Genomic DNA, 25063 nt, shown 5'->3' on the forward strand with positions numbered 1-25063 from the left:
CCAAACTTTTGTGGGTTCGATAACCACCCTCTCGAAACAGTAAATCGTGTAAATATAGACCCCGTATAGTAATACGAGCATGACAAGCCAAACAATACATCTTGACATTACGGGAATGTCCTGCGCCAACTGCTCGGCGACGATCCAGGACACTCTCGAATCCCTTGAGGGGGTATCGGAGGCGGATGCAAACTTCGCCACCGATGAGGGGTCTGTTACCTACGATCCCGAGACAGTATCGCTTCACGAAATCTACGACGCAATCGACGGGGCGGGCTACGGTGCAGTCTCGGAGACGGTAACGATTGCCATCTCCGATATGACGTGTGCCAACTGCGCCGAAACTAACGAAACTGCTCTCGAAAGTACACTCGGAGTCATTACCGCGGAGGTAAACTACGCGACTGACGAGGCACAGGTGACCTACAATCCGGCAGAGGTGTCTCTCGATGCGCTGTACGATGCCATCGAAGACGCCGGCTATTCGCCAGTTCGCGAAGACAGTGGCGATGAGGGCTCGGGGCAGGATGCGCGTGATGCCGCCCGCCAGGCTGAGATACGGAAACAGCTCAGGCTAACCCTTTTTGGGGCAGTATTATCAGTTCCACTGCTCTTCTTCCTCATCGACAGCTATCTTCTTGGTGGTGTGTTCGTCCCTGAAACCGTTTTCGGCGTGGAACTCGGCTGGGTCGAGTTCCTGCTCGCCACGCCGGTACAGGCGATCCTCGGCTGGCCGTTCTATAAGAACTCGTACAAGGCGATCGTGAAAAACGGCCGCGCCAATATGGACGTACTGATCGCGATCGGTTCAACAACCGCCTATCTATACTCTGTGGCAGTCCTATCTGAACTTATTGCAGGTGGGCTCTACTTCGACACGGCAGCCCTCATCCTCGTGTTCATTACGCTCGGTAACTATCTTGAAGCTCGGTCGAAGGGTCAAGCGGGCGAGGCCCTCCGGAAGCTCCTCGAAATGGAAGCCGAAACGGCGACCATTGTCCGTGAGGATGGTAGTGAAGAAGAGATTCCACTTGAAGAGGTCACAACGGGTGACCAGATGAAAGTCCGCCCCGGTGAGAAGATCCCAACCGACGGGGTCGTCGTTGACGGCCAGTCCGCCGTCGACGAGTCGATGGTTACCGGTGAGTCTGTCCCTGTAGAAAAAGAGGAGGGAGATGAGGTCGTCGGCTCGACGATTAACGAGAACGGCGTTCTTCTCGTGGAGGCCACTAACGTCGGCGAAGATACCGCTCTCCAGCAAATCGTTCAGACCGTCAAGGAAGCACAATCGCGCCAGCCAGATATCCAGAATCTAGCAGACCGCATCTCGGCGTATTTCGTGCCGGCAGTTATCGCGAACGCTATCCTCTGGAGCGTTATTTGGTTCCTGTTCCCGGAGGTGCTGGCTGGCTTCGTCGACTGGCTTCCGCTGTGGGGTCAAGTCGCTGGCGGCCCCGCCCCCGTCGGTGGGAGCGTTTCGGTCTTCGAGTTCGCGATTATTGTCTTCGCGTCCTCGATCCTCATCGCCTGTCCCTGTGCGCTCGGGCTGGCGACGCCCGCAGCCACCATGGTCGGGACGACTATCGGCGCTCAGAACGGCGTCCTGTTCAAGGGCGGTGACATCCTCGAACGCGCGAAAGACGTCGACACGGTCGTCTTCGACAAGACGGGCACCCTCACGAAGGGTGAAATGGAACTGACCGACGTGGTCGTCTTCGATAGCGATGGAAATGCGGTGACTGACGGTGGCGAGCCGACACCGGATGGTGGACAGCTCAGCACTCGTGAACGTCTCTCTGAGAACGACGTGCTGCGGCTGGCGGCGACAGCCGAAAGCGGGAGCGAACACCCCCTCGCCCGCGCAATCGTCGAGGGGGCCGAAGAACGCGGGCTGGACGTGACTGAGCCCGATGACTTCGAGAACGTTCCTGGTCACGGGATCAAAGCGGTCGTTGGTGACAGCGAGGTACTGGTCGGCAACCGCAAGTTGCTGCGAGACAACGACATCGACCCGTCTCCCGCCGAAGAGACGATGGAACGCCTCGAAAACGAGGGGAAGACGGCGATGCTCGTCGCTTTCGAGGGCGAACTGGTTGGTGTAGTGGCTGACGCCGACACAATCAAAGAGAGCTCCAAGCAGGCCGTTACGGCCCTGCAAGAACGGGGCGTTGACGTGATGATGATTACGGGCGACAACGAACGAACTGCTCGTGCGGTCGCCAAACAGGTCGGTATCGATCCGGAGAATGTCCGTGCAGAGGTCCTTCCCGAGGACAAGTCCAACGCCGTCGACAGTATTCAGGACGAGGGTCGGCAGGCGATGATGGTCGGTGACGGCGTCAACGACGCGCCGGCGCTCGCGGTCGCACACGTCGGGACAGCCATCGGCTCCGGCACGGACGTCGCCATTGAGGCTGCGGACCTTACGCTGATGCGCGATGATCCGCTCGACGTGGTGAAGGCGATCCGGATCTCGGACGCGACACTCAAGAAGATCAAGCAGAACCTCGTGTGGGCGCTCGGCTACAACACGGCGATGATCCCGTTAGCATCGCTCGGCCTGCTCCAGCCCGTGCTCGCTGCAGCAGCAATGGCGTTCTCCAGCGTGTCGGTGCTGACGAACAGCTTGCTGTTCCGGCGGTACACCCCCGATCACGACTACAAGCTCTTCGGTCGCCTCCGCTGAACGTCACCTCTATATCAATGTCAAATATTTCCCGCCAAACGGTTCGGAGGTACCTCGTCGAGACAGCCAGTAGCGAACCGACATACCTCCGGGCTCGCGAGATCGCCGGCGACCTTGACGGATCGCCGAAGGCCGTTGCACAGTACCTCAGTCAACTTCAGGACGACCTCTCAAACGTCTCACTCGAACAGTGGGGGCGCTCGAAGAGTACGACGTGGCGATTGGAGGTGAACGAGTCGTGAGTACTGTCACCCGACGCGTCGAAACCGTCCTTCCGGAGACCGGCTCACGCGAGTGGTGGGCGCTGTACCTGCTGGCCCCGCTCGTCCTTCTCGGTGGGGGCATCCTCGTGTTCCCGACGCTGGTCTACGACCGGTTCATCTGGCAGTACCTCTGGGGGCCAGTCGTCGCCGACGCCGTTAGTCAGCCAGTCACGCACGAGGGGATTCGTGCTGTCCGGGGCTACAATGCGGTGAACACGGTAACCTACCTCGCGGCGGTCGTGTACAGCCTCCCCGGACTGCGGGCGTATCTCGACCAGCTCGATGTAACGTTCGACGCACGCCTGGCTTACGGATTCGCTCCGATCATTATCGCCGGCGGCGCGATGCGAGCGCTCGAGGACATCGGCCTGCTGGGAGACTACGCGGTGTGGTTCATTACGCCGTCGATCTACTTCGTCGTCACCGCTGTCACCGTCCTCGCGCTCGGCGTCGGTGCACTCGTGCGTGACCAAAATATCGGTTCTATCCCGCTAACAGTCGGGCTTGTCGGGTCGGTGTGGGCTGTCGGTGCCGTCGGGTGGGCAGTTTGGCACGGCCTCTCAACGTCGACCCCACTCCGCCTATGGGTGCCTGTCGCGACGACGGGGATTGCTCTCGGCGTGACCGCCCTCTATTACTGGGGGACGAGCTTCGTCGACATTGCACACATCCGTCACCCGCTGTTTCTGTTGGCCGTCTTCGGACAGATGTGGGACGCCGCACAGAACCTCATCGGCGTCACGTTCCTCGGCTATTCCCCGAAGCTGTTCGTGACGAACCTCGTGTACCAGGCGACTGGATTCTCGGGGTCGACGTTCGTCCTCAAACTCCTCGTGATTGTTGGCATCGTGTGGTTCCTCGCGGACGCGAAAGACGAAATGGACCACACGTGGTGGTGGCTCATGACGTTCTTCATCGGGGCGATCGGGCTCCCGATGGGCGTCCGGGGGTCATTTCGGATGATGCTCGGAGTCTGATAATGGATACGATGAACACGAACAGTACGACACGGCAGTACGGCGCAGCTATCGCGCTCGTTTCGGGAGTCTACTCGCTGCTCTCGGCGACAACCGGCAGCGGGATGATGAGTTCTAACAGCGGCCTTCTCATGGCGCTCCTCGGCGTTGTCGTGATCGTCCACGGCGTCGTTCTGCTCACGCCTTATGCGAGTCGGCTCGGGAACGCGAGTGGGCCGCTGATGATCGGGTACTCGCTGGTGATGTTGCTCAACCAGGCGCTCGTCGGCGTTACTGGGAGTACGAACTGGGGGATGGGCGGCGGCATGGGTTCATCGATGACTGCTGGGATGGGCTGGGACCTCGGGATGGTTGCGCTCGCAGTCTTGATGCTGCTCAGTGGGATTATCATGACGAACCGCCTCGACAGCGGGTCGGGAATGTAAGCAGGAAAACCAATGGTAGCTACTGTCTCTCGGGACAATTTTCCCTTGTACCTCGCACCGCTTCCCCAGCGTGTTGAGGACCTCGCACTCCGATATGCGTGGCTCATCGTCGCGATCAACCTCGCAGGGACCGCGTTCGGATTCTGGTACTATCGCTTCCAGCTCGCTCAAACCCCGCTGATGATGTGGCCGTTCGTTCCCGATAGTCCCGCTGCGACGCTGTTCGTCGCGCTCAGTCTCGCGGCGTGGAAACTGGACTACGATGTCGAGTGGCTCCACATGCTCGCCTTCTTCGGAAATATCAAGCTCGGCCTCTGGACGCCGTTTGTCCAGTTGGTTCTCAATGGGCCAGGGGGCATCGAACCCTGGCTCTACTGGTTCCTCATCATGAGCCATCTCGCGATGAGTCTGCAGTCGTTCCTGATCTATCGCTACGCCAAGTTTTCAGTCGGGGCGGTCGCTATCGCCACCGTCTGGTACGGGTTCAACGACCTCGTGGACTACTTCGTCCCGTTGGTAGGCGACTATCACCACACGTTTCTTCGGGCCGAGCTCGTCGGCACGACACTCGATCATTCACTGCGAGCGCACGATCTCGCCGCGGCGGCAGCAGTAGCGCTCACACTCGCGGCGACGTTCCTGGCCCTCGCCACACGGGTGAAGAAGGTCCAACTTCAGCGGTCTTCCACCACCCTTGAAGGGAACCAACCAACCGACAAGCCTGATGGAGGGCTTGAGTCATGACGACACTCCAAGAACGGCTCCGTGCCGTAGGTGTGACCCTCGGGATTGGGTTCGGGAGTTTCGTTGTTGGAGCAGTTCTCCTAACGCTCGTTTCACAGTCGCTCTCTACGGTCGGAATACAGCTCCAGAATCGGCCAGCATTACGTCTTGGCTTGAGCACAGTATTACTCCAAGGGGTGGCGTTCGGAGGCGTCGCGCTCGTCTATCTACGGATCAGCGACAGAGCTGTAGGCTTCATTCAGGTGCATACTCCGACGCGACGGGATATCGGGTGGTTCATCGGAGGACTCCTCACGCTACTGATTACGGTTCGCGCGCTCTCAGCGATAATCGCGTCTCTCGGATTCGAGCAGGCCACCAATCAGATCATCGAGGTCGGCCAAGAAGCCCCAGCTGTCTTCCTGGTACTGATCCCGCTCTCGTTCCTGTTGGTCGGTCCCGGTGAAGAACTTCTGCACCGAGGGGTCATCCAGGGGACGTTGCGAGAATCCTTCCACCCGGCTCGAGCAATCATCTTGGCCAGCCTCATCTTTGCGATGGTACACGTCTTCTCCCTTCAAGGAAACGGGAAATTCGTGTACATCGGTGTGGTCTTCACCCTTGCACTCGTGCTCGGGGTGGCATACGAACTCACGGATAACCTCGCTGTCCCAGCCCTCATTCACGGGACGTACAACGCTGTACAGTTCGGCATAGCATATTATACAGTCACACAGGGTACTGCGTTCTAGAAGCGACTCATGGCACTGAACACACTCTCTAGACGCACTGTGCTCCGTCGAAGTGGCCTAGCTATCGGGGGAGGAATGGTAAGCCCTCTCGGGATGTCTCGGCGGACGCAGCGGTTCCTCAGGACCGACTGTGACGATGACGAGTGACCTACGGTTCGACCCAGCAGAAGTAACAATCGAATCCGGAGAGACCGTCACGTGGGAGAACGACAGTAACGTTCCTCACACGACGTCAGCCTACGAGCAATCACTTCCAGAGGGAGCGGCGTATTTCGCCAGTGGAGACTACGAATCGGAACAGGCTGTCCGTCAAAGTACATCGGCACGCGGATTTCTCGAGCGGGGCGAAACGTACCAATATACATTCGAGGTTTCTGGGACGTATCGATATTTCTGCCTTCCACACGAGGAGAATGGGATGATCGGAAATGTAATTGTAGAGTGATTCGGGATTCACGAAGATACCCGATAGACGAGAGCAGAAATTCCACGAGTTTATCGGCTTTCAGCCTGGTTGGAAGGCAGACCTGGTTTCCCGTCGTAAACCCACAACCCAACGCCAAGAACGGTGAGCAACATCTGGAGGATGACATATGGTGTCGGTCTAACCAACGCTAGTAATCCTCCGATTGAATCGATATGATGGTAGTCCGTAATCAGCGGCCAGTAGACGAACACGAGAGGTTCTGCAGGAATAATCTGTGAGTCGACGAGGTCTGCACCGATATGTGAGAGATATCCGAAGACAGACGCGGCCCCGAACTCCCACCGATCTGCTCGTCTTGTGACGTAGAGAATCACTAGACTAACGAGGGCCACGTTGAAGAGTGAGTGTGCGGCAGAGCGGCTCGGTAGCGATGTTACCACGAAGGAAAGCGGCTTATCGACGATATCAGGGAGTAATGCAGCACCCACAACTGCCAAGACATCGATATCGCGAGGTCGGTCAGTAGAACCAACGGCAAGAATACCTCGGTATGTGAGATAGGCAACTACAGCGTGGACCCAGAAGAGTACACCCGATAATTCTACTCAGCATATTTAATCTTTTAAGCACCGCGATACTGTTATCGTCGTACGCCATCAATCCCGGAACGAATAGTTTCACGCTCGAAATAGAGGACTTCTAGCCCAATGAGGACGACTGTTACAACGAGAACCACGCCGAAGACTGCAGGTTCCATCACAGCGAGATGGTATACTAATGAGGGGAAAAATAACACAGCACCGAGTACCCCGACCGCTGGGAGGACGCCTGTACGGAGTCCCTCTCGATTCCTGAAGGCGAGCAGACTCATTGATCCGAAGACGGTAATGAACGCAAGCGACGCGAACGACGTAATCCCCTGGAGGCTTCCGTAGGCGGTGAACGTGGCCGTGATCAGCCCCAAAACAAGGAGGGGTCGCGTGGGAGCACCGTCGGCATCGGCATCCCCGATCTGATCGGGAAGCAGGTCGTCTTCAAGCATCCCCGTGGCGAAGCGGGCTGCTGAGAACAACGTCGCGTTGATTGCGCTCCCCGTAGAGAATAGCGCCGCCACCGAGATGAGAGCGAATCCAATCCGCCCCATGAACGGTTCGGCCGCGATGGCCAACGATACTTCCGGATTCGCAGCGATCGTCTCAGGCTGGAGCAGTCCCGTGGTGACGACCGCTACGAGAATATATAGTCCGAGAGACAGCGGAATCGAGAGGTAGATCGCCCGGGGGATGGTCGTTCGAGCGTCTCGGAGGCTCTCTTCGTCGTAAAAGAGCAGTTGCCAGCCCTGAAAGGCGACGAACGACAGCGCCGCGGACATGAGCAATCCACCCGCTTCGACCGACGACGATAGTCCGGTCGTCAGTTGCCCCGTCCGGGCCCCAAAATAGAATCCCCACACGCCGAAGACGAGGAGAATCCCAACCTTTGCCCCGACCAGGAGAACCTCGGTCAGCCCACTCGCTCGCGCGCCTACAACGTTCAATCCCACGAAGCCCAAGATGGCAACAATCGACACTATTGGGCGGAGAGGAACGCCGAAGGCGGCTTCAACGCCGAGGAGTCGCGTCGCAAAACTACCGAATGCGAACGCGTACATCCCCATTGACCCGATATAGCCGAACAGGAGGGTCCAGCCGACCATTCCTGTGATTGTCGTCGAGTCAATGAACTCCTCTAAGAAACTAACAGAGCCACCGCTCACATCACCGACTCGCTGGAGCCGAATGTACGAGTAGCCGGCACAGAACGCGACGATACCGCCGCCAAAAAATGCAATCCACGCTGCAGCCCCCGACATTTCCGCGACAACGCCGAGTACGGCGAAGATCCCACCTCCAATCATGCCGCCCAGTGCAATTGAGACAGCACCGAGGAGACCCAACTTCTCGCTCATCGTCTCGCTTTTCGGTCGCCTCCTTTAGACTACTTGCCGTTAGGAATCCAAACCAACCCGATCCGGGGTGGAACTCGCACGAATCAATGCTCACGTTCGAAAGAGCGAATAGAACCACGATTCGGTATCCGGGTGGAGACCACCCTGAACAGCGTGAACCGCTGCCGCAACCGAGACCACAAAGACCGCGTGAACCAGATGTGGCGGGAGCCAGTCAACCAGTACTGCACTTGTTCCGATGACTGCAGTACCGAACGCCCCGAACCCGATTCTGAAAAAGAACGGACGCTGAATCACCAATACAACGTCTCGATAGAGGAGCGCGTAGCAAAAGAGTGCAAGTCCACCAGCGACGAATATCGAGAGAAGCGAAAGCAGTAGTACGGTCATCGCAGCTCTCCCCCCGAATATCCAAGTCGGGGATGAATGTATCCGAGTCCGCCGATTACTGCTGCTACACCGAGAATAGCCCCTGTTTCAATCGTGGCAAGCAGGCCATGTGAGAGCGGCGTGAGCATCCCGAGGTGAGCGAGCCCGAACAGGAGGCCAACGAGTGGGACACCGACGAGTAGTCGACCATATTGTCCCTTGTACCGGTGCCAGATTGCGGGTGTTCTCACCGCGATATACACAGTACTTACGAGAATTACTCCCGTCGAAACAGCACCGCTTAGCGAGGTGAGCATATGTCTACCTGCTCCAGCTAACTTCAAATCTGTTGCCCCTCATCGACGACTTGCCAGGTCCGGCATCGGTAGTTACTTCAAAACGCCCTGAAGTCCGATATAATGCGTGGAACCATGAATGTACCATATTTCAGCATCGCGACGCTGGCGTTCCAAGGGAACTGCCGATCGTGAGAGCCGTGATCAACAGAGTCGTTTTCCAGAAGGCGAGGTGGAATTGACGTACTCCGTCTTCACCAGAGCGAACTGATGTCAGCCCAAACAGGTGGGACTGGGTTTGTTGGCAACGTATTCATATAGGGGAAACCTCTCGGATTGAAGCTTCCATACCAATAGAAACAGGCACTAACAGGCTTGATAAAAGCGGATTGGTGATATTCTTTGTTGTTCCGCTTCTCTCACATCATTCGACTATACCGATTGTCCGATGTCATAGCCGAATAGTCGAAAGAACACGCCCTCTGAGTCTGGGCTTTCCTAACAGAAATCCGAATGAATAGGAAGCACGTATATTGACGTGATAATGTCCACCCACTCTGCTGGGGGCCAACCCTGGCCAGAAAAGCCGTTATTGACGCTACAACGCGTTCTGCGAAAAGATCGTCTTCTCGAAGCCGCCGCTGGTAGCATAATACTGGGAATTCACCAGAACATCATAATAGAATAATGAATCGCCGAACATTTCTACAAACAGCAGGAGGAGTCGCAGCAGCAAGTACCCTCGCACGACCGACAGCCGCACAAGAAGCAAACACGGTCCAGATCACGATGGACGGTGGGAACTTCTTCATCGATCCGGTTGGTCTATACGTTGAACCCGGTGAAACAGTCACGTTTGAAATTGGTCCGGGGGCCCCACATTCCTCGACGGCCTACGAAGACCGCATCCCAAGCGATGCAGAGCCTTGGGACAGCGGGTTACTGCAAGAAGGAGAGACATTCGAACATACGTTCGAGGTCGAGGGGACATATGATTACAACTGCACCGCTCACGTATCATTGGGACAGGTCGGGCGAATCGTCGTCGGAAGTCCCGGTGGACCGGCAACAGAGAGCTCTATCCCGACCAACCCTCCGAGCGGACAGATGCCAGATAGCCAAACGATCGTCGATCAAGGGTCGATTGCGTACCCGTTTACTGGCACCGCGAGTGGTGGCAGTGGCGAGAGTGGTAGTGGACAACCAGCACCACAGGTGCCGGACAGTGCAAAAACCCTAGGTATCTTAGCGTTCGCCGCGATGGTGAGCACGCTCGGGTTGACTTACGTCTTCATGAAGTACGGTGGTGATTATGGTGTCGAGTAGAACAGTAGCAGGCTTCTGCGAGACTCGTTCACGATCAGCGGTTATGAGCGGGAGTAGTAAAACTATCGTGGCCCTTGAAAACCATGCCTGAGTCAAAGGAGACCCTCGAAATCCAGAACGTGGTCGCTTCAACCGAATTGGGTCAGGAACTGAATCTAGAGCTGTTAGCCGACGACCTTCCCACTACAGAGTATCAGCCGGAATCCTTCCCAGGGCTGGTCTTTCGAACCCAATCTCCCAAAGCTGCCACACTTATTTTTCGCTCTGGGAAAGCGGTCTGTACTGGCGCAAAAAGTGTTCAAGACATGAATAACGCGTTAGAATTCGTGTTCAACGAACTACAAACACTCGGGATCGCTATCGATTGTGACCGTGAAATACAGATCCAGAACATTGTTTCGAGTGGGGATTTCAACCATCGACTGAATTTACATGCGGTTGCAATTGGAGTTGGGCTTAAGAATATTGAATATGAGCCGGAGCAGTTTCCTGGTCTCATATATCGACTAGAGAGACCAGATGTCGTAATATTGCTGTTTGGGAGTGGAAAGGCCGTGGTCACGGGAGCAACCAGTATTGAGCAGACTGGAACAGCATTCGATATAGTAGAATCAAAGCTACAAGAATTAGACCTATTAGCCAAATAATGAGAAACGATGAAATCTACCCAAAACGGTCACGTCAATATAGTCCTTCGAGAGTGATTTACATATGACCCAACATCTAGAACTGCTCGTTTTTGCTTTCTTCGCGTTAGTCACACTCGGGAGTGCTCTCGCAATGGTCCTTGTTGAGGATATGTGGCACTCTGCATTGCTGATGGGTGTAACTCTTCTAAGTATTGCAGTACATTACGTGATGTTACAGGCTGAGTTTGTCGCTGCGATGCAGGTTCTTGTATATGTCGGCGGTGTACTTATTCTGATCAGCTTTGTTGTAATGCTCACACGGACGCAATCAACATCTGAAACTCCTCCTCAAGGTGCCAGCAACGATGACTAAGTTGCCCTCTTCCCAAAATGAAGCAGATTCATTCGGACAGAGACGATTCTATGTGGGGATGGTCCAGAATCAGCAGTTGGCCTCCCGTTGGTGGAAGGCAGTCCGGGACATATTGAGAGTGATGTACTAATGATTGCAGTTCAATACTACCTGTTGCTGTCGGCAGGACTGTTCAGTATCGGGTTGTTCGGGATTTTGACCCGACGAAACGCGTTAATGTTCTTGATGTCTGTTGAACTAATGCTCAACGCGGCAAACATAAATTTCGTTGCCTTCTCATATCAATGGGGGAATCTCACGGGGCAAACGTTCAGCCTCTTCGTCATGGCCCTCGCTGCTGCGGAGGTCACCGTCGGACTTGGAATTATTCTTGTCTTGTACCGGAATTTCAAGGATCTCGATGTCACAAAGGCGGCAACTATGCGCTGGTAATATTCAAAAAATATGATTCAAAACTTACCAAACTGGGACGGGACGATTGCTCATTCTGGAGGATGGGCAATCGCGTTGATCGTTATCGTACTAGTTTCATGGATATTCTATCGCTATTTTGCACCGCAAAATTGGCGGGAATGGGCTGGTGCTGGTGTTGTACAGGCCTTCGTAATCGCGTTGTACGCCGAAATGTTTGGCTTCCCGTTGACGATTTATCTATTGGTTCGATACTTTGGGCTCGACCGTGAGTACGTGAGCGCGAATCTCTGGTCAACACTGGTTGGCGTAGGCGAGACCGGTATGATCATCTCAATGGCACTGGGATATGGTCTTGCATTCGTTGGAATTGGCGTCTTCATTCAGGGATGGAGGCAAGTTCATCAGGCGCGGCAAGAAGATCAGCTTGTTACTGAGGGCCTATACAGCGTAGTACGACACCCACAATATACTGGCTTATTCATTGCTCTTTTTGGTGAGGGAATTGTTCACTGGCCAACTATCTTTTCTGTCGGGTTATTCCCCATTATTGTTCTGACGTTTGCGTGGTTAGCACGCAAAGAAGAACGCGAAATGAACACTCAATTTGGTGATAGCTACCGAACATATATACAAGACGTTCCGATGTTTGTTCCTCGTAGTGGACAGTGGCGTCGGTTTCTCTATGAATCACGATCAGGGCCTGACCAATGAATCAAATATCCAGAATTGCGATAATAGGAGGTGGGATGGCCGGACTTGCAGCAGCTGCAGGATTCGACGACGCTGGATTCGACGTCGAACTGTATGAGCGTCAGTCCTACGACAGCAAACGCGTTAATTGCGGAGAAGCGATGACAGCGGTATCGAAGATACCACTCGAGCCGACTGTAGAGAACGGCTTTCTCAATCCGCTGCCAGCGATGGAAGTGGAGGTGTATGACGGAATTGACGCCGATCGCCACCGCACTGGAGCCGGTACCTTTCCTGCTGCGGATACATATATAACGGACCGAAATATCGTTGAGCAGTCCTGGGCAGAACACCTCTCAGAGAAGAGTGTTGACATCCACGAAAACCAGTCTATCACACGGACAGATTTCCACGAGTTCGCCGATGAGTATGATCTCGTCGTTGATGCAACCGGTCAGCCATCACTCTCCAGTAAAGCGCTCGGAACAACCAACGAGTATTCAGGATATATGGTGGCGCTTAACAGTGATGTCGAAGGGGACTTCACCGAGTTGTACCCGAACAGCCGGATTGTTCTAGAGAACTATACTGGGTACTCATGGGCATTCGCGAAGACACCTCAACGGGCCAACGTTGGTATCGGCTGGACGGTCAGTGATCGGCCTAGTGATTATATGAAGACATTTAAGCAAACTTGTAAGCGGAATGGGTGGCCAGCCCCGTCACAGCAACGGACGAACGTCGCAATCATTCCGGAGGGACCAAGCCTCGATCCCGACAGAACGTATCTTCCGGAGCACTCTGTCGTACGGGTTGGTGATGCTGCAGGTCTCGCAAACCGACTCACCGGAAAGGGGATTTCACAGGCCGTCGAATCAGGATTTCTGGCCGCAGAGCTGGCTAAAAGCGGCCAATTACACACATACCCCGACAGATTATATCAGACGATGAAAGCAGAGTATATATTCGCCACAGTTGTGAGATATTTTCTTGAAACTCGCAACCCACAAATTCTGGGAGCAGCAATTCGTGCCGCCGCCGGAATCGATATTGAACACGTTGACCGGTCTCCGAGCACAGTTCTACTGCGTCTCCTCTGTCACCCTGTCTTGTTCGCCCGTATTTTCTCGAGACGGCGAGTTTTAAAGCGTGTCTATGGAGGAATGACCAACCAGTGGGAGTTAATTGATTGACATTCGATTCTGGTTTTCCTTTCGAAGAAACGTGTACGGGTGCTTTTTCAATTCTGCTGTCGTGCGATTGATCGTTAGAACGGGGCAATCTGCTTCCTCGATCACTCGAGATGCCACACTTCCCTGTAACAGTCGGCGAATACCAGTCAATCCTCGTGTCCCCATTGTAACAAGGTCAATGCCATTTACCTCAGTATATTCGAGAATCTCCTGTTGAGCTTGACCATAACTCAACGTAGTTCGGACAGGAACGTCTAAGGTCGCTGCCTTCTCCGTAATGTCTTCTAGAAGCCGAGTTCCCCGCTGTTCCCAAGAGTCAGTAACCTCACCCCACGTGTATCCAGGCCGACTCGAATAGGACTGTTCATCCACAACAAAAAGTCCATGCAGGGTCGCATTATGCCGTTTAGCAATTTGTAGCCCATGTTTGAACGCAACAGACGCCTCATCATACCCATCCGTAGGCACGAGAATATCGGTGAACTGGCTGGTAGATGAACCTCCAACCGGATCAGAGGGGTCCCTATCAGGTATCGTCAAGACAGGAAGGGGGACATTTTGAATGATGTGACTGGAGACGTCTCTCCGGAGAACTCGTGCTAATCTAGTCTGTTTAGGTTTCTGGTGGACAAGCAAATCAATATCATTCTCTTCAGCGTATTGCCGAATAACACCTGGAGAGTGTCCACTATCCACTGCTGGTATCACATTGAGTCCGAGCGAGTGGGCCTGATCCACCACGGGTTCAATTACCGCTGCTGTGTCCCACTCCTCTTGTGTAGTGATCTGGTCGGATTCCAGCCCCGTGCGGTCCTCATCTTGAATAGATAATACGTGGAGAGCCGCATCATATGTTTCTGCAAGTGATAGACTGTATTGGACCACTGAGTCCACTACATCAGTTCCGTAGAGTGGAATGAGTATCTGGTTGTACAGGTTGATGTCCGGGCCTTCTCGAACTTCTAGACGGCGTGGGGAGCTCATATATATCTATACGTAACGACGATTTACCGCACTTTCTGTTAAGAATCGAAACCGGCCGAATGGTCTCTGGGATAGTGAATTGAGGGGTTCACCGGGCGTAGCCCTTGCTGGATCACTCCCGTATCGAAAGAAAACAGGGGGCGAGAGTGTGGGACTGACGTGTCTTGGTATAGACAACCCTACCGAAGGTGACTGTGATCACATTCCTGGTTATTAGTAATAGGGATAAAGCGTATGAGAGCTACTGCTGTAACGTCCGATAATGCCGCAACAGTGGAATCGTCGTCGGATGCTTCAACTTGGTGGAACAATTGGAATACTAGGTCTTACAGGCTGTCTGGGTGGCTCAAGCACGAATTCATGGGATATTAATGAACCAGTAGTAGTGGCATCAGCACAGCAATTTAGCTCACCAGGATGTAGCTGCTGCGAGCAGTATGCATCATATCTTCGCGAGAATATCACCGGCGAGCTCTCAGAGACCGTACCGGATGATACCCAAGCAGCATTCGTCTTTAGCTAAGCGAAGAACCGCATGACAGCAGCGGCTTATCGAGGCTACTTTTTGAGAGGAATGAGGAGGCGGCAAGTGTGCACCAAGACGCCTCCTCATCGAGAATCATGCGTCGGCTTACTACACTGTTTCCCTCTGAGTTCCTTGAAGAGCACGCCGAGGAACTCGGCGTGGTCGAACGGGAGGGGAAGCTTCAGATTCCTGCCTTCGTCTGGACATTCGTGTTCGGCTTCGCCGCAGGCGAAAGCCGAACACTCGCCGGCTTCAGACGCTGTTACAACTCTACTGCCGATGAGACGATCTCGCCGAGTGGGTTCTATCAGCGGTTGACTCCGACACTTGCGAAGTACCTCCGCGACCTCGTCGAGCACGGTCTCGACGAGGTCGCTGTTCCTAACGCGACAGCTGCTGATATCGACCGGTTCAGAGATGTGATGATCGCTGATGGAACGGTGTTGCGGTTACACGAATTTCTTTCAGATCAGTTCGAAGCACGCCACGAGGAGCAGGCTGGAGCGAAGCTCCACCTGCTCCACAATGCCACCGAGCAGACGATTGAACGGATCGATACTGCTGACGAGAAAGCACACGACAGCACCCTGTTCAAGACAGGACCATGGCTTGAGAATCGCCTCATGCTGTTCGATCTCGCCTACTTCAAGTACCGCCGGTTTGCGCTGATCGACGAGAACGGCGGCTTCTTCGTGAGTCGATTGAAGCAGAACGCAAATCCGGTGATCACAGCAGAATTACGGGAATGGCGCGGTAGTGGCTCAGGGAAGGAATTGAGCTAATTGTTCTAATTGATTAATACGACCTTAGAACTACGTGCACTAGGTGCACGAAATTTTAAATCGGTTTTAGTTCATCGATATGTGGGACGGCGAATCGGATGGGTAGAATGTGTCTAGCTCATTTCAGACATTTCAAGACCTGAATCGGCTCTTATTGCCACTCACTTATAAATGGGATTTAGCAAGAGAAATCTATAGAGATCCCACAGGAGAACACCTCTAAACGGTACTGGGTGAAATTATATCAAGGGTTCACCTACATCACTACCGCGCCATTCCCTTAGAGGGCAAGCAGCTCCGAGCTGTTCTCGACGATCTCGACCGGAAGTACATCGATGTGGAGGTCGAAGTCGAGTTCAAACGGGGACGTACAATGGGACGCGGTCGCTGGATACGAAGCGATTTCGCGTCGTCGGCGTCCGCGACGAGAACGCCGACGACTACCATCTGTACGTGACGAATTTGGCGAGAAAGGAGTTCTTCCCGGCGGATTTAGCGCAGATCTACCGATGTCGGTGGGAAGTTGAGTTGTTGTTCCGTGAGCTGAAGACGCAGTACAACTTGGATGAGTTCGACACGAGCGACGAACACGTGGTGAAGATCTTACTATACGCAGCACTGCTGTCACTGCTTGTAAGCCGCGATTTATTGGATCTGGTGACTGAGCAGGCGGATGATGAGCTCGTGTTTCCGACAGAACGCTGGGCGGCGACCTTCCGGTCGCACGCCCAGCTTTTCCTCCACAAACTGGGTGAGTATCTCGGCTACTCACCATCGCCGCTGCTTGAACGACTGATCGAAGACGCTCAAAAGATCCACAAGCAGCGACCAATCTTACAAGAGACGCTCGCTACCGCTACACAACCGAGGTGTGAGTCTTAACTGAAGACGGATGGCCTGCTAAGTCCCCAGGGTGCGTAAAGAGGTACTGGGGTGGTCAAAGGCCGATGATTCAACAGCGTCTTCGAACGCGTGGCTCTGATTGGCCTACTTGCCAAGGAAGCACCATCATGGGAGGCCGCCCGGATGCTAGCGGCATCCGGGCGGCGAGCCCGAATAGGTGTTGCTCCATTTACGCACACACCACCCATCAGCGCAGCAGTAGCTCGTATCGATCTTCCAGATGCTCGACTGCATGGAGGAGTCTGATCCACAAGAGCTGAGTTACTGAAGGCCGCCGAGACGGCGGCCCTCACCGGCCGGTCGCAGCGAGTGTGAGCCACAGCTAACGCGTTCACGTTCTGACCGCCTGCCGGCTGTTTCGTGAGCTTTCGCCGTGCAGGCTGGTGATTTTCTCCCCGTGAACAAGGTCAGGTCGATCTCGGCGAAAAATATAGTATCGCAGACGTGGTTTGTTGAGCTAGCAGGCTTTCATAGGTGTAGTTTCGGCATACGGCGGTCGATTTCATGGATATCGAACGCTTCGCCGGAGGTTGTAAACGATGGCTTTGAGGATCATTTCGCGGAATTTATGCCACCACCTTCGCCCACGACTGCGCCGAGCGTGCGCTTGTGCTTGAGAAGAGGGTTTCCGACATTGTTCGCTGGTGATAGCGATCACTGTCCATTCGGGCGTTGTGAGTACGATCAAGCGATGAGTAGATACGATGCTTGATCAGTGGTCTGATGCCATTTTCACGAAGTTCGTTGCGAAAGGATTTTGCGTCGTACCCGCGGTCTGCAGCGAGGATTCTCAGGTCGATCTTCGCGTGGGCGAAGATCGTGCCGGTTTTGTCGGTGAACGTGCAGCCACAATCCTTACACCGATACCGCTGGAACAATCGATAACTGCCGTAGTTGATCACCGATTCACTGTGGCAGTGCGGACAGTAGAGGCTATCACGCCAACGAACCTGCAGGAGCATGCTCGCGGCAGCGGCCTCCGAACGAAATACTTCGAATGGGAACACACTTAGTGACGCATCCGCGTCACCCTTGCCCACTACGTTTTCAGAGTGGTAGCTCTATCCGACCAACAACCTACTTCCCATGAGCGTAGGTACTGACTTTCTACAGATGAGCGTAAGGGGTTTATGAGGCTATCTCCTTCCGCCTAGTATGACCGGTTCCCCCGTCGCATGGCTCCGCGACGAACTCTTTACCATGGGACCGCTGTCGGACACGTTGATCTGGGTCGTCGTGCTCCTCTTTGCCGCTGCGGGGGTCATCGAGTGGTACGGCCGCCACTCGGGGACAGAGCGCATGGACGCCGCACGGACGACAGCAACGGCCGCTTGGATCGGCTTTGGGCTGTTTTGGCTTAACTCGGTGCCGTTCTGGTGGTTCGAACAGCAGAGCTTTGTTGAAACTCTTCTCGCGTTGATTGGCGGCCCAGCCTGTTTCTACGCGGCCTACGAACTCTATACCGGCCGGACAACGCTGTTTGTCCTCTCTCGGGCCATCGCCGTTATGGGATTTATATATCTCCCGTTCGAGACGATTCCGGCGATCACGGTTAGCGGACTCTCATTACCGGCCCCCCGGCAGTACCTCATCGAGGTAACGACGGTCATAACGGGCTGGATCATTTCGGTGGCGGGCTACTCGCCCGCACTCGTCGAGAGCCCCGAGGGGTTCATGGCGACCTACCAGTGGACGCTGAGCGACGGCCATATCTACAACATTTACATCGTCCTGGCCTGTACCGGTCTCGGCAGTATCGCCGTTTTCAGTGGCCTGATCGCGGCCGTCAAAGCACCCCTAAACCGAAAGCTCCGCGCGCTGGCGGTCGCTGTCCCGATTATCTTCGTGCTCAACGTATTTCGCACCGCCTTCATTTCGATCGCCGCCGGTAATCAGTTGATGGACTGGTTCTCGGAGGCGATCCTGTTTGTGTTCGGCGAAACCGATCCTCATCGGGTGTCGTTTCTGATCTCCGACCGCATCATCAGCCAACTCGGGGCGGTCGTCGCGCTCATGGCGATCACCTACCTCGTCGTCCGCGAGCTCCCGGAACTGTTGACCATCCTAGAAGATATACTCTACTTGCTCACAGGTGAGGATCATGACCTCCAAGCCGCCCTCGATCTCCCGCGTGAGCCCGCGGTCGAACAGCCAGAAGCGGCGACGGAAAGCGACTGAGATCCTCTCGATCAGCTACGATCCGGGACGTATGATCGCGTTGCTGCCGCGATCTCATCGGTGACCACGGCCGTAATCGTTCCCTGCTTGCCAACATGTGAAGACTGTCTTTCAGTGTTGCCACCGTCCACGGGATGACGTATCTCTGCTGGAGTGGTTCAGTGCGCACCCACACCCCGCTTGGGACGGCGATACTGCCGGGGTGGTGTGACTGTGTCATGAATGCAACAGCGATGGACTCCTACTCTGGGTATGGTATTATCTCATCGAAAACTACGACCCACAGCCGGGGAGTTCCGGCGTCGGTTGCGAACCGATTGGGTGCCCACACGACAGTACCGCGCTCCGGCGTGGGTTACTTCGAGTTCCGCATCGGCTGCCGCTCCCCGTAGGTGAGCGTCCGCCAGACCCACTCGACGGGTCCGAACCGGAAAATGCGCAGCCAGAGCACCGACAGAGCAACTTGCGCCGACCAGATCACGACGACGATCGCGTACTGCTCGACGCGGGAGACGGAGCCGAACAAGCCAAGCCCGTGGCCGTAAAATATCGTGGTCGCGATGACGGTCTGGAGGAGGTAGTTCGTAAACGCGGTCCGCCCGACCGCAGCGAAAGCTCTCGTTATCGGACCGTTCGGCCGCCACTGTGCGTAGAGCGTGATGAGTCCGAGGTAGCCGCCGGCGACGAGGAGGCTTCCCCAGTAGTTGAACTGCCGCCAGTACAAGGCGGCGTCCGCACTCCAGTTATTGGCCTCAATGTAAGCGACACCGGCGACGACAATCGCGACGCCGACGACCCCGACGCCGACGAGCCGGCGATACAGTTGCGTCGAGCGCTCACCGGTCAGCACGCCCCAGCGGTACAGGGCCATCCCCAGCAGCATGATCCCGCCGACGCGCCAGAACGTCGAGGCGATGAACCCTGTCGTCTGCCGCTGGAATGAGGAAGATACCCGATGGTCGAGCTGTTCGATCCACCCGCTGCGGTACGTCGCCACCTCCTGACGGAGCGCCACCTCTGCGGGCCCCCACTGGGAGGCGATCGCGTCGCCGCCGATGCTGACCGCGGCGAACAGCTCCGTCGCGGGGACGAACAACAGGAAGACTCCGCCTAGCACCGCGAGTCGCTTCGCGTCCAAGTCGCGGAGTGTGATCAGGAACAGCCCCGTGAATCCGTACGCAACGAGAATATCGCCGTACCACAGCAGGTACGCGTGCACCATCCCGATCGCGATGAGGACCACAGTCCTCCGGTAGTGGAGCCGAACTGCCGGCTGGCCCTTCTCCTCCTTGCTGTCGACGAATAGCAGGATCCCCGCGCCGAACAGCGCGGAGAACAGCGTGATGAGCTTTGCCTGGCCGAACACGTGCCCGAGGAACCACGCCCAGTAGTTCGCGCCGGTGAAGTCGCCGTACACCGTCGGGTTGAGAAGCGTCGCCTCCGGCATCGCGAAGACCCAGATATTGATGACCAAGATTCCGAGCAGGGCGAACCCTCTGAGCGCATCGAGGCTGACGATCCGTTCGGAGGGCGGGGTGGGACCGGGATCGCGTGTCACGAATTATCTCGGGGGAGGGTCTGCAGGACCGAATAGGTTCTGATACCCGTCGCGTCGGGGACGAATTCGATGCAAGCGCCGCGGTCAGTCTAGCCGTATCGCCTGTTCGCGTTCCAAGGAGCGATAGATCGCGTCGATGACGCGCTGGACGGACAACGCCTCCTCGACCGTGTTGATCGTGGGGCCTCCCCCTCGGCGACCTCCTGTAGAAAGGTCGCCTGTTCGGTCGCGTGACTGTCGCCATCGCGAGTTTCGACCGTCGTGTCGGAGAGATGATGACCGCCACCGGTGGGAAATAGAAACGTCTTATCGAAAGATTGGTGAGTTCCTCCCATGAACGTCGTCACCGACATTTGCGGTGCGGTTGTTCGAGTTTCTGTTCGCGGTGGCGATGTACAATCTTTGGATTCTGGTGTGCCTATTGCTTGCTGATCAGCGAGAGTTTACTGATCGGCCAGCCGTCTCGACAGCACAGTTTCGGCTATTCGTGCTGTCAGTTCCAGACGGATAGCGACAGATGGGGCGGCTGACCCGGACACCTCCGGGTCAGCAGGCCGCGAACTACTGACAAGACCGTCTCACCACTCGCTAGTGCTACCTTCCTCGCTCCTCGATCGTGATTCGCTGAAGAAAAGGTAGGAAAAATGTTCATAAATGTCGGATTCAGCCTTCAGCGGGCCGAGGATATCACAGCATACAGCGTCGGTCGCTTCCGGAAGTGGACGACACTCTTCCTGGAGTAGTGGCTAGTCCTGCCCGCCCTCTTATCGTTCACCTGCTTCAACAGTTAGAACCCGATACATCAACTGTCCTCACTCAAGTCAGAGCGGCTCATCAGGCGCTTCCACACCTCAAGCACGTCGTTTATATTGGACGCAGATAAGAAACCCAGGGTACGTACAAGCGGTACATTCGGTATTGTGAGAAGATGGGCCTCGATTCGTGGCATCAAACGGCCAGAACGTCCAGATCCGCTCAGGTCGCTCGGCATTACGGCTTTGAATTACTAAGAGCAAAGTGCTTGGTTTAGGAGCCCGTACATATGAGCGGGGTGAAACCGAATGGCAACTGATCCCGTCTGTGGAATGGACGTCGACGAAACCGAAGCACCGGCCAGCGCTGAGTACGACGGCCAGACGTACTACTTCTGTGCTGAGGGATGTAAAGAGACATTCACTTCAGCACCAGAGGAATACGTCTAAACGCAACACCCATCGAGAAAACCCCGCGACTCAAGCGCTGTAGCTCCCCACCCATCCCCGATCCCCCCTCACCCCATTCCATCTTTCAATGACGCAACATGGAATTGACGACACGGACCGCGAAATTCTCCAGCTCTTAGCGGAGAACGCGAGACGGCCATATAGTGCCATTGCCGAGGCAGTAAATCTCTCAGCCCCGTCCGTTTCGGCACGTGTTCGTCAGCTGGAGCAAGAAGGCATCATTCGTCGATTCACCGTTGACCTCGACCTCACACAGTACGACAACCGGATCGGCGTAATGGTGCGTCTCCAGCCTGAACTCGGGAAGACGGATCCACTTCGAAAATCAGTTCTGGAGACACCTTACGTAGAACACGTATTCACAACTGCAGAGGGCGAGATTGTGGTCGTTGCGTCGCCGCCGCGGGCTACAGTCGGGACGTGGGCACAGCGAAGTATACCACTGAGTGACGTGCGACGATACGACGTACAATTGCTGTCGAGCGCTACCCGGTCAGCGTATTCCGAGGGAACTGAATCCGTACTCGAATGCGCAAATTGCGGAACCACCGTCAGCGAAGACGGACTAGCTACCCGTGTCGGTGGTTCACTTCGACAGTTTTGCAGTGAAGACTGTGAAACGATATACAGGGAACAGTACACAGAAAGTCAAGAGAAATCTGATGCTTAGAGTCCAGCATCAGTTGTGTATTCCATTTCTGATTGCTCACGAGGTTGCTACTGATAGTTTAGATTTGAAACAGTAATCGCAGTGGATCAGAAGCGTGTGTATACACCTATGGACGAATCCACAACCACCACGTCAGAAGCTACCATCAGCGAGGTACTCGTCCGTGCTGATGAGATTGAAAAACCGCACGGGTTAAACCTCCCGCTGACGCGATCTGTGTCTGTCCTCACCGGTGCCAATCTGAAAATTCGGGCGAGAGAAATCGTCGGCATCGGCGATGAGAACGGTTCGGGCAAATCCACGGTTATGTATCAATCTATTCGGAACTGGTGATACTGCCTCGTGAGTACCTGGCGATGATAGAGGATTCCAACAGCCACGAGAAAAAGAACGGTTGCAATCTCATAGCCATACGCACCAAGCAATAGCATCGTTGAAGAACCACTTAGCCCGCCTGCAAGTAGTACAGCAAACAATGGACTAACGCAGGCAGGACACGCTACAATCCCGACAATCCCTCCGACTGCCGACTGCGAGAGATCAAGCAACGCATCGTAGACGAGATACGCCAGCGCGAACAGGCCAACCGCCTGGTAAGGAATGAGCGAGACTGTGATCAGGTCACCTGTATAGACGAAGACCGGACTCCACCCCAAAGACCGACCCCACGTCATTCCGAAACCGCTTGGCCCAGTGAGCTGCCCGAAATGAGAGGTGCTCGGTCCAAGTAATCCTGAGAAATAAAACATAACGATGAGGTATAGAGCAACGACAAGTACGGCACCGATGTGATACACGCGACGTGTCTTCGCGGGGCGAGTGTGCCAGATCACCCAAACGGAGGCGGTGAACCAAATAAATGGAAGGACGAAATGGGTCCACCGACTCCCCATATCCCCTGTGATATATGCGTACACCAGCCCGGCGACCAACTGCATAGCAAGGAGGATATTGAGCCACGTGCTGGATACGAGAAATCGGCTTATACGATCGCTTTCGAGTGCTGGTTGCGTCATAAGTCGTAGAAGTTCACAGCTGATTACGTATTCAGGGACTCACGAAGAGATAGACAATCAGCAATAAAAAGCAGTTCGAAGTTGCTGTTCTGCTTTCAAACCAGTGAACCGCCTCAGGTTCCAGCTACAAGGCACTCTGCCCGGTCTCCCTGTAGAGAAGATCATTGACCGACGTGTTGTTGCCGAAGATCGCCACTTGGGTAAGTGTATGTACTTATAATAATTCTGGTTGGCGTGGGGGAGTCGGCCTGCTATCCAGTGTGGTTGGTATCCCCATTGTCAACATCGTCCCGCGCCTGAAGGCGCGAGTTTCCGCCTTGCGGCCATTCTGGCATCAGATCTTACGTCTTGGCTAGACGGATGGTGGTGACTGAGATTCAGGCTTCGCCGCCGCCTATGGAGGAAGATAACTCAAGAGTCTTCAAAATCATCACCGCCGCTGCGAGACTCTGCCACGAGATCGCGCCACTGCTTCCAGCGGGGGATAAACATCGGCACCTTGCGCTGATACGTTCGATACTCCTCACCGAATTTGTCGATCATATCACGCTCTTCCCTCCGTGCAAGCCACGTGAAAACTACTACAACGAGCGGAAATAGACCGACAGAGAAGATCGTCGGCCAGTGAATGATCCCCTCGCCGAACAGGGCGATGAACAGACCCGTGTATTGTGGATGACGGACGTATCCGTAGAGTCCGTCGGTGACCAGTCGATTGTCCTGTCGTGCTCGATAAACCTGCCGCCACCCTTGCGCAAACAGACCGATGCCGACAAACGCCACAGCGTAGCCGAGGAGCATTGATACGAACATACCCGTCTCGCCGAACCCGATTAGGGTAGACCAGAGGTTGGTACTGACGTACTCGCGATCCAGACCGAAAAACCGGACCAGCAGATAGATCGTCAGTGGAAACCCGTACATCTCTGCATACAGTGCGATGATGAACGCTTGCACCACCCCTGCACCAACCCACTCCCGCCAGCTGTTCGGAGCGAAATATCGATAGAAGAACCAGGAAACTACGACGATGACGATAAGCGCGAGACCCCAAGCTGCAGGGTTCGAGAGAGAGGCGTCTATTGTTGATGCGGCATAGGTGCTTTGAGACATTATTGAATGACCACTAGCCTACCCGAGAAGATATCGAGTCCAGGGATACCGTTCGACGAGCGGCACTCCGCCGACCTCGTACTGTTCGATATACGCATCGAGGCCGAGTATCCGTCCAGCGCCGAACGCGGCGACAGAGAGGAACACGAGCATGTACGCGAAATCCCCGTTGATGTAGCCGTGTGCGACGTCCCAGTTGCCGAAATAGAACATGAGCATCATAAACGCCCCCCAGAACGCAGCGAGCCGAGTGAGCGCGCCGAATAACAGTCCGAGGCCGATCAGCACCTCTCCCCACGGTACTGCGACGTTCACGAAGTCGACGAACCACGGCGTGTTCCCCATCGAGACGAACAAATCTGCAAGCGGACTCCCGCTGTTCGGAACGGCCCCAGTGAGATATCCACCGGCACTAAAACTCCCGGAGAGAACCTTGTCAAGTCCACTCTGGAAGAACGCAATCCCCATCATCAGCCTGAGCGCGAGGATAAACCAGACGCTTAAGGTGTGGAGCTTCCCGCTCGCCGTGAAGCCGCCAATTGTGCTTTCTAGCGTGACTTCCTGTGATGACATACTACAGAGTGATTCGTCAACGACCTATATAGCTACGCGTCCCCCC

At 55.2% G+C, this 25063-nt stretch carries 25 protein-coding genes and 7 pseudogenes; 20 read left to right on the forward strand and 12 right to left on the reverse strand.

What is annotated here, in order from left to right; translation table 11 throughout:
* Positions 1-79 precede the first annotated feature (79 nt).
* From FGL94_RS16755 to FGL94_RS16785, 7 genes are all read left to right on the forward strand, one after another.
* Positions 80-2686: a heavy metal translocating P-type ATPase gene (locus FGL94_RS16755; RefSeq protein WP_144927704.1), complete on the forward strand. Its 2607-nt coding sequence runs from the start codon at positions 80-82 to the stop codon at positions 2684-2686.
* Positions 2687-2703: 17 nt separating this feature from the next.
* A complete protein-coding gene (locus tag FGL94_RS16760) occupies positions 2704-2928 on the forward strand; it encodes a DUF7123 family protein (RefSeq protein ID WP_080508364.1) in 225 nt (74 codons plus the stop codon).
* Positions 2925-3926 (forward strand): DUF63 family protein, encoded by a 1002-nt coding sequence (locus tag FGL94_RS16765; RefSeq protein ID WP_144927707.1) that lies wholly within the window; start codon positions 2925-2927, stop codon positions 3924-3926. Before FGL94_RS16760 ends, FGL94_RS16765 begins: the two co-directional genes overlap by 4 nt.
* 2 nt (positions 3927-3928) lie before the next feature.
* Positions 3929-4351 carry a hypothetical protein gene (locus FGL94_RS16770; RefSeq protein ID WP_144927710.1) on the forward strand — a complete coding sequence of 141 codons (423 nt, stop codon included), beginning with the start codon at positions 3929-3931 and terminating at the stop codon, positions 4349-4351.
* Between the two features lie 12 nt (positions 4352-4363).
* Entirely contained in the window at positions 4364-5095 is a 732-nt protein-coding gene (locus tag FGL94_RS16775; RefSeq protein ID WP_144927713.1) for a DUF1405 domain-containing protein, read from the forward strand.
* Positions 5092-5826 carry a CPBP family intramembrane glutamic endopeptidase gene (locus FGL94_RS16780; protein WP_144927716.1) on the forward strand — a complete coding sequence of 245 codons (735 nt, stop codon included), beginning with the start codon at positions 5092-5094 and terminating at the stop codon, positions 5824-5826. The genes FGL94_RS16775 and FGL94_RS16780 overlap by 4 nt, the downstream gene beginning before the upstream one ends.
* A 136-nt stretch (positions 5827-5962) precedes the next feature.
* Entirely contained in the window at positions 5963-6271 is a 309-nt protein-coding gene (locus FGL94_RS16785; protein ID WP_144927719.1) for a cupredoxin domain-containing protein, read from the forward strand.
* A 50-nt stretch (positions 6272-6321) separates the two neighbouring features.
* Here FGL94_RS16785 and FGL94_RS16790 read toward each other — a convergent pair.
* The 4 genes and pseudogenes from FGL94_RS16790 to FGL94_RS16805 all read right to left on the reverse strand — a co-directional run.
* Positions 6322-6816, reverse strand: a pseudogene (locus tag FGL94_RS16790) (metal-dependent hydrolase); the annotation flags it as partial.
* Between the two features lie 77 nt (positions 6817-6893).
* A complete protein-coding gene (locus FGL94_RS16795) occupies positions 6894-8201 on the reverse strand; it encodes an APC family permease (RefSeq protein WP_144927725.1) in 1308 nt (435 codons plus the stop codon).
* 90 nt (positions 8202-8291) lie between these two features.
* Positions 8292-8591 (reverse strand): hypothetical protein, encoded by a 300-nt coding sequence (locus FGL94_RS16800; protein ID WP_144927728.1) that lies wholly within the window; start codon positions 8589-8591, stop codon positions 8292-8294.
* Positions 8588-8887, reverse strand: a complete 300-nt coding sequence (locus tag FGL94_RS16805) for a hypothetical protein (RefSeq protein WP_144927731.1) — start codon at positions 8885-8887, stop codon at positions 8588-8590. The genes FGL94_RS16800 and FGL94_RS16805 overlap by 4 nt, the downstream gene beginning before the upstream one ends.
* 666 nt (positions 8888-9553) lie before the next feature.
* Between FGL94_RS16805 and FGL94_RS18935 the strand changes: the two are divergent.
* The 7 genes and pseudogenes from FGL94_RS18935 to FGL94_RS16835 form a co-directional block, all read left to right on the forward strand.
* Positions 9554-9610 (forward strand): annotated as a pseudogene (locus tag FGL94_RS18935) (twin-arginine translocation signal domain-containing protein); the annotation flags it as partial.
* A 45-nt stretch (positions 9611-9655) separates the two neighbouring features.
* Positions 9656-10192, forward strand: coding sequence for a plastocyanin/azurin family copper-binding protein (locus FGL94_RS16810; protein WP_241659225.1), 537 nt, complete (start codon positions 9656-9658; stop codon positions 10190-10192).
* An 83-nt stretch (positions 10193-10275) separates the two neighbouring features.
* Positions 10276-10839, forward strand: a complete 564-nt coding sequence (locus FGL94_RS16815) for a TATA-box-binding protein (RefSeq protein ID WP_144927737.1) — start codon at positions 10276-10278, stop codon at positions 10837-10839.
* Between the two features lie 64 nt (positions 10840-10903).
* A complete protein-coding gene (locus tag FGL94_RS16820; RefSeq protein WP_144927740.1) occupies positions 10904-11194 on the forward strand; it encodes an NADH-quinone oxidoreductase subunit J in 291 nt (96 codons plus the stop codon).
* A 129-nt stretch (positions 11195-11323) separates the two neighbouring features.
* Positions 11324-11626, forward strand: a complete 303-nt coding sequence (nuoK, locus tag FGL94_RS16825; RefSeq protein ID WP_144927743.1) for an NADH-quinone oxidoreductase subunit NuoK — start codon at positions 11324-11326, stop codon at positions 11624-11626.
* Positions 11627-11638: 12 nt separating this feature from the next.
* Complete coding sequence (locus tag FGL94_RS16830) at positions 11639-12319, forward strand: methyltransferase family protein (protein ID WP_144927746.1); 681 nt, start codon at positions 11639-11641, stop codon at positions 12317-12319.
* The gene (locus FGL94_RS16835; protein WP_144927749.1) at positions 12316-13491 is read left to right on the forward strand and encodes an NAD(P)/FAD-dependent oxidoreductase; all 1176 of its coding nucleotides are present in this window, start codon (positions 12316-12318) and stop codon (positions 13489-13491) included. The genes FGL94_RS16830 and FGL94_RS16835 overlap by 4 nt, the downstream gene beginning before the upstream one ends.
* Here FGL94_RS16835 and FGL94_RS16840 read toward each other — a convergent pair.
* Positions 13480-14475, reverse strand: coding sequence for a universal stress protein (locus tag FGL94_RS16840; RefSeq protein WP_144927754.1), 996 nt, complete (start codon positions 14473-14475; stop codon positions 13480-13482). The genes FGL94_RS16835 and FGL94_RS16840 overlap by 12 nt on opposite strands.
* Before the next feature lie 621 nt (positions 14476-15096).
* Between FGL94_RS16840 and FGL94_RS16850 the strand changes: the two are divergent.
* Positions 15097-15756: pseudogene (locus FGL94_RS16850) on the forward strand (IS4 family transposase); the annotation flags it as partial.
* Positions 15757-16051: 295 nt separating this feature from the next.
* Positions 16052-16665, forward strand: a pseudogene (locus FGL94_RS16855) (transposase); the annotation flags it as partial.
* 523 nt (positions 16666-17188) lie between these two features.
* On the opposite strand, the pseudogene FGL94_RS18455 reads toward FGL94_RS16855, so the two are convergent.
* Both FGL94_RS18455 and FGL94_RS18460 read right to left on the reverse strand, forming a co-directional pair.
* Positions 17189-17483: pseudogene (locus tag FGL94_RS18455) on the reverse strand (transposase); the annotation flags it as partial.
* Positions 17478-17693, reverse strand: a pseudogene (locus FGL94_RS18460) (transposase); the annotation flags it as partial. The pseudogenes FGL94_RS18455 and FGL94_RS18460, both read right to left, overlap by 6 nt.
* A gap of 193 nt (positions 17694-17886) precedes the next feature.
* Between FGL94_RS18460 and artA the strand changes: the two are divergent.
* Positions 17887-18864, forward strand: a complete 978-nt coding sequence (artA, locus tag FGL94_RS16865) for an archaeosortase A (protein WP_144927802.1) — start codon at positions 17887-17889, stop codon at positions 18862-18864.
* 355 nt (positions 18865-19219) lie between these two features.
* On the opposite strand, the gene FGL94_RS16875 is transcribed toward artA, so the two are convergent.
* Both FGL94_RS16875 and FGL94_RS18685 read right to left on the reverse strand, forming a co-directional pair.
* Complete coding sequence (locus tag FGL94_RS16875) at positions 19220-20422, reverse strand: DUF418 domain-containing protein (RefSeq protein ID WP_144927757.1); 1203 nt, start codon at positions 20420-20422, stop codon at positions 19220-19222.
* Between the two features lie 84 nt (positions 20423-20506).
* Positions 20507-20709: pseudogene (locus FGL94_RS18685) on the reverse strand (Gfo/Idh/MocA family protein); the annotation flags it as partial.
* Positions 20710-21483: 774 nt separating this feature from the next.
* Here FGL94_RS18685 and FGL94_RS16890 point away from each other — a divergent pair.
* The 3 genes from FGL94_RS16890 to FGL94_RS16900 all read left to right on the forward strand — a co-directional run bounded on the left by FGL94_RS16890 (position 21484) and on the right by FGL94_RS16900 (position 22648).
* Positions 21484-21624 (forward strand): YHS domain-containing protein, encoded by a 141-nt coding sequence (locus FGL94_RS16890; RefSeq protein WP_144927761.1) that lies wholly within the window; start codon positions 21484-21486, stop codon positions 21622-21624.
* 88 nt (positions 21625-21712) lie between these two features.
* Positions 21713-22315: an AsnC family transcriptional regulator gene (locus tag FGL94_RS16895; protein WP_144927764.1), complete on the forward strand. Its 603-nt coding sequence runs from the start codon at positions 21713-21715 to the stop codon at positions 22313-22315.
* A 108-nt stretch (positions 22316-22423) separates the two neighbouring features.
* Positions 22424-22648, forward strand: coding sequence for a hypothetical protein (locus tag FGL94_RS16900; protein WP_144927767.1), 225 nt, complete (start codon positions 22424-22426; stop codon positions 22646-22648).
* On the opposite strand, the gene FGL94_RS16905 is transcribed toward FGL94_RS16900, so the two are convergent.
* The 3 genes from FGL94_RS16905 to FGL94_RS16915 form a co-directional block, all read right to left on the reverse strand.
* Complete coding sequence (locus FGL94_RS16905) at positions 22627-23331, reverse strand: DUF7546 family protein (protein WP_144927770.1); 705 nt, start codon at positions 23329-23331, stop codon at positions 22627-22629. The genes FGL94_RS16900 and FGL94_RS16905 overlap by 22 nt on opposite strands.
* A 411-nt stretch (positions 23332-23742) precedes the next feature.
* Positions 23743-24444: a methyltransferase family protein gene (locus FGL94_RS16910; RefSeq protein ID WP_206664956.1), complete on the reverse strand. Its 702-nt coding sequence runs from the start codon at positions 24442-24444 to the stop codon at positions 23743-23745.
* A gap of 18 nt (positions 24445-24462) precedes the next feature.
* Positions 24463-25017: a DoxX family protein gene (locus FGL94_RS16915; RefSeq protein ID WP_144927773.1), complete on the reverse strand. Its 555-nt coding sequence runs from the start codon at positions 25015-25017 to the stop codon at positions 24463-24465.
* Between the last annotated feature and the right edge of the window lie 46 nt (positions 25018-25063).

Origin of the sequence: Halorubrum salsamenti (assembly GCF_007671685.1) — an archaeon.
Lineage (GTDB): Archaea > Halobacteriota > Halobacteria > Halobacteriales > Haloferacaceae > Halorubrum > Halorubrum salsamenti.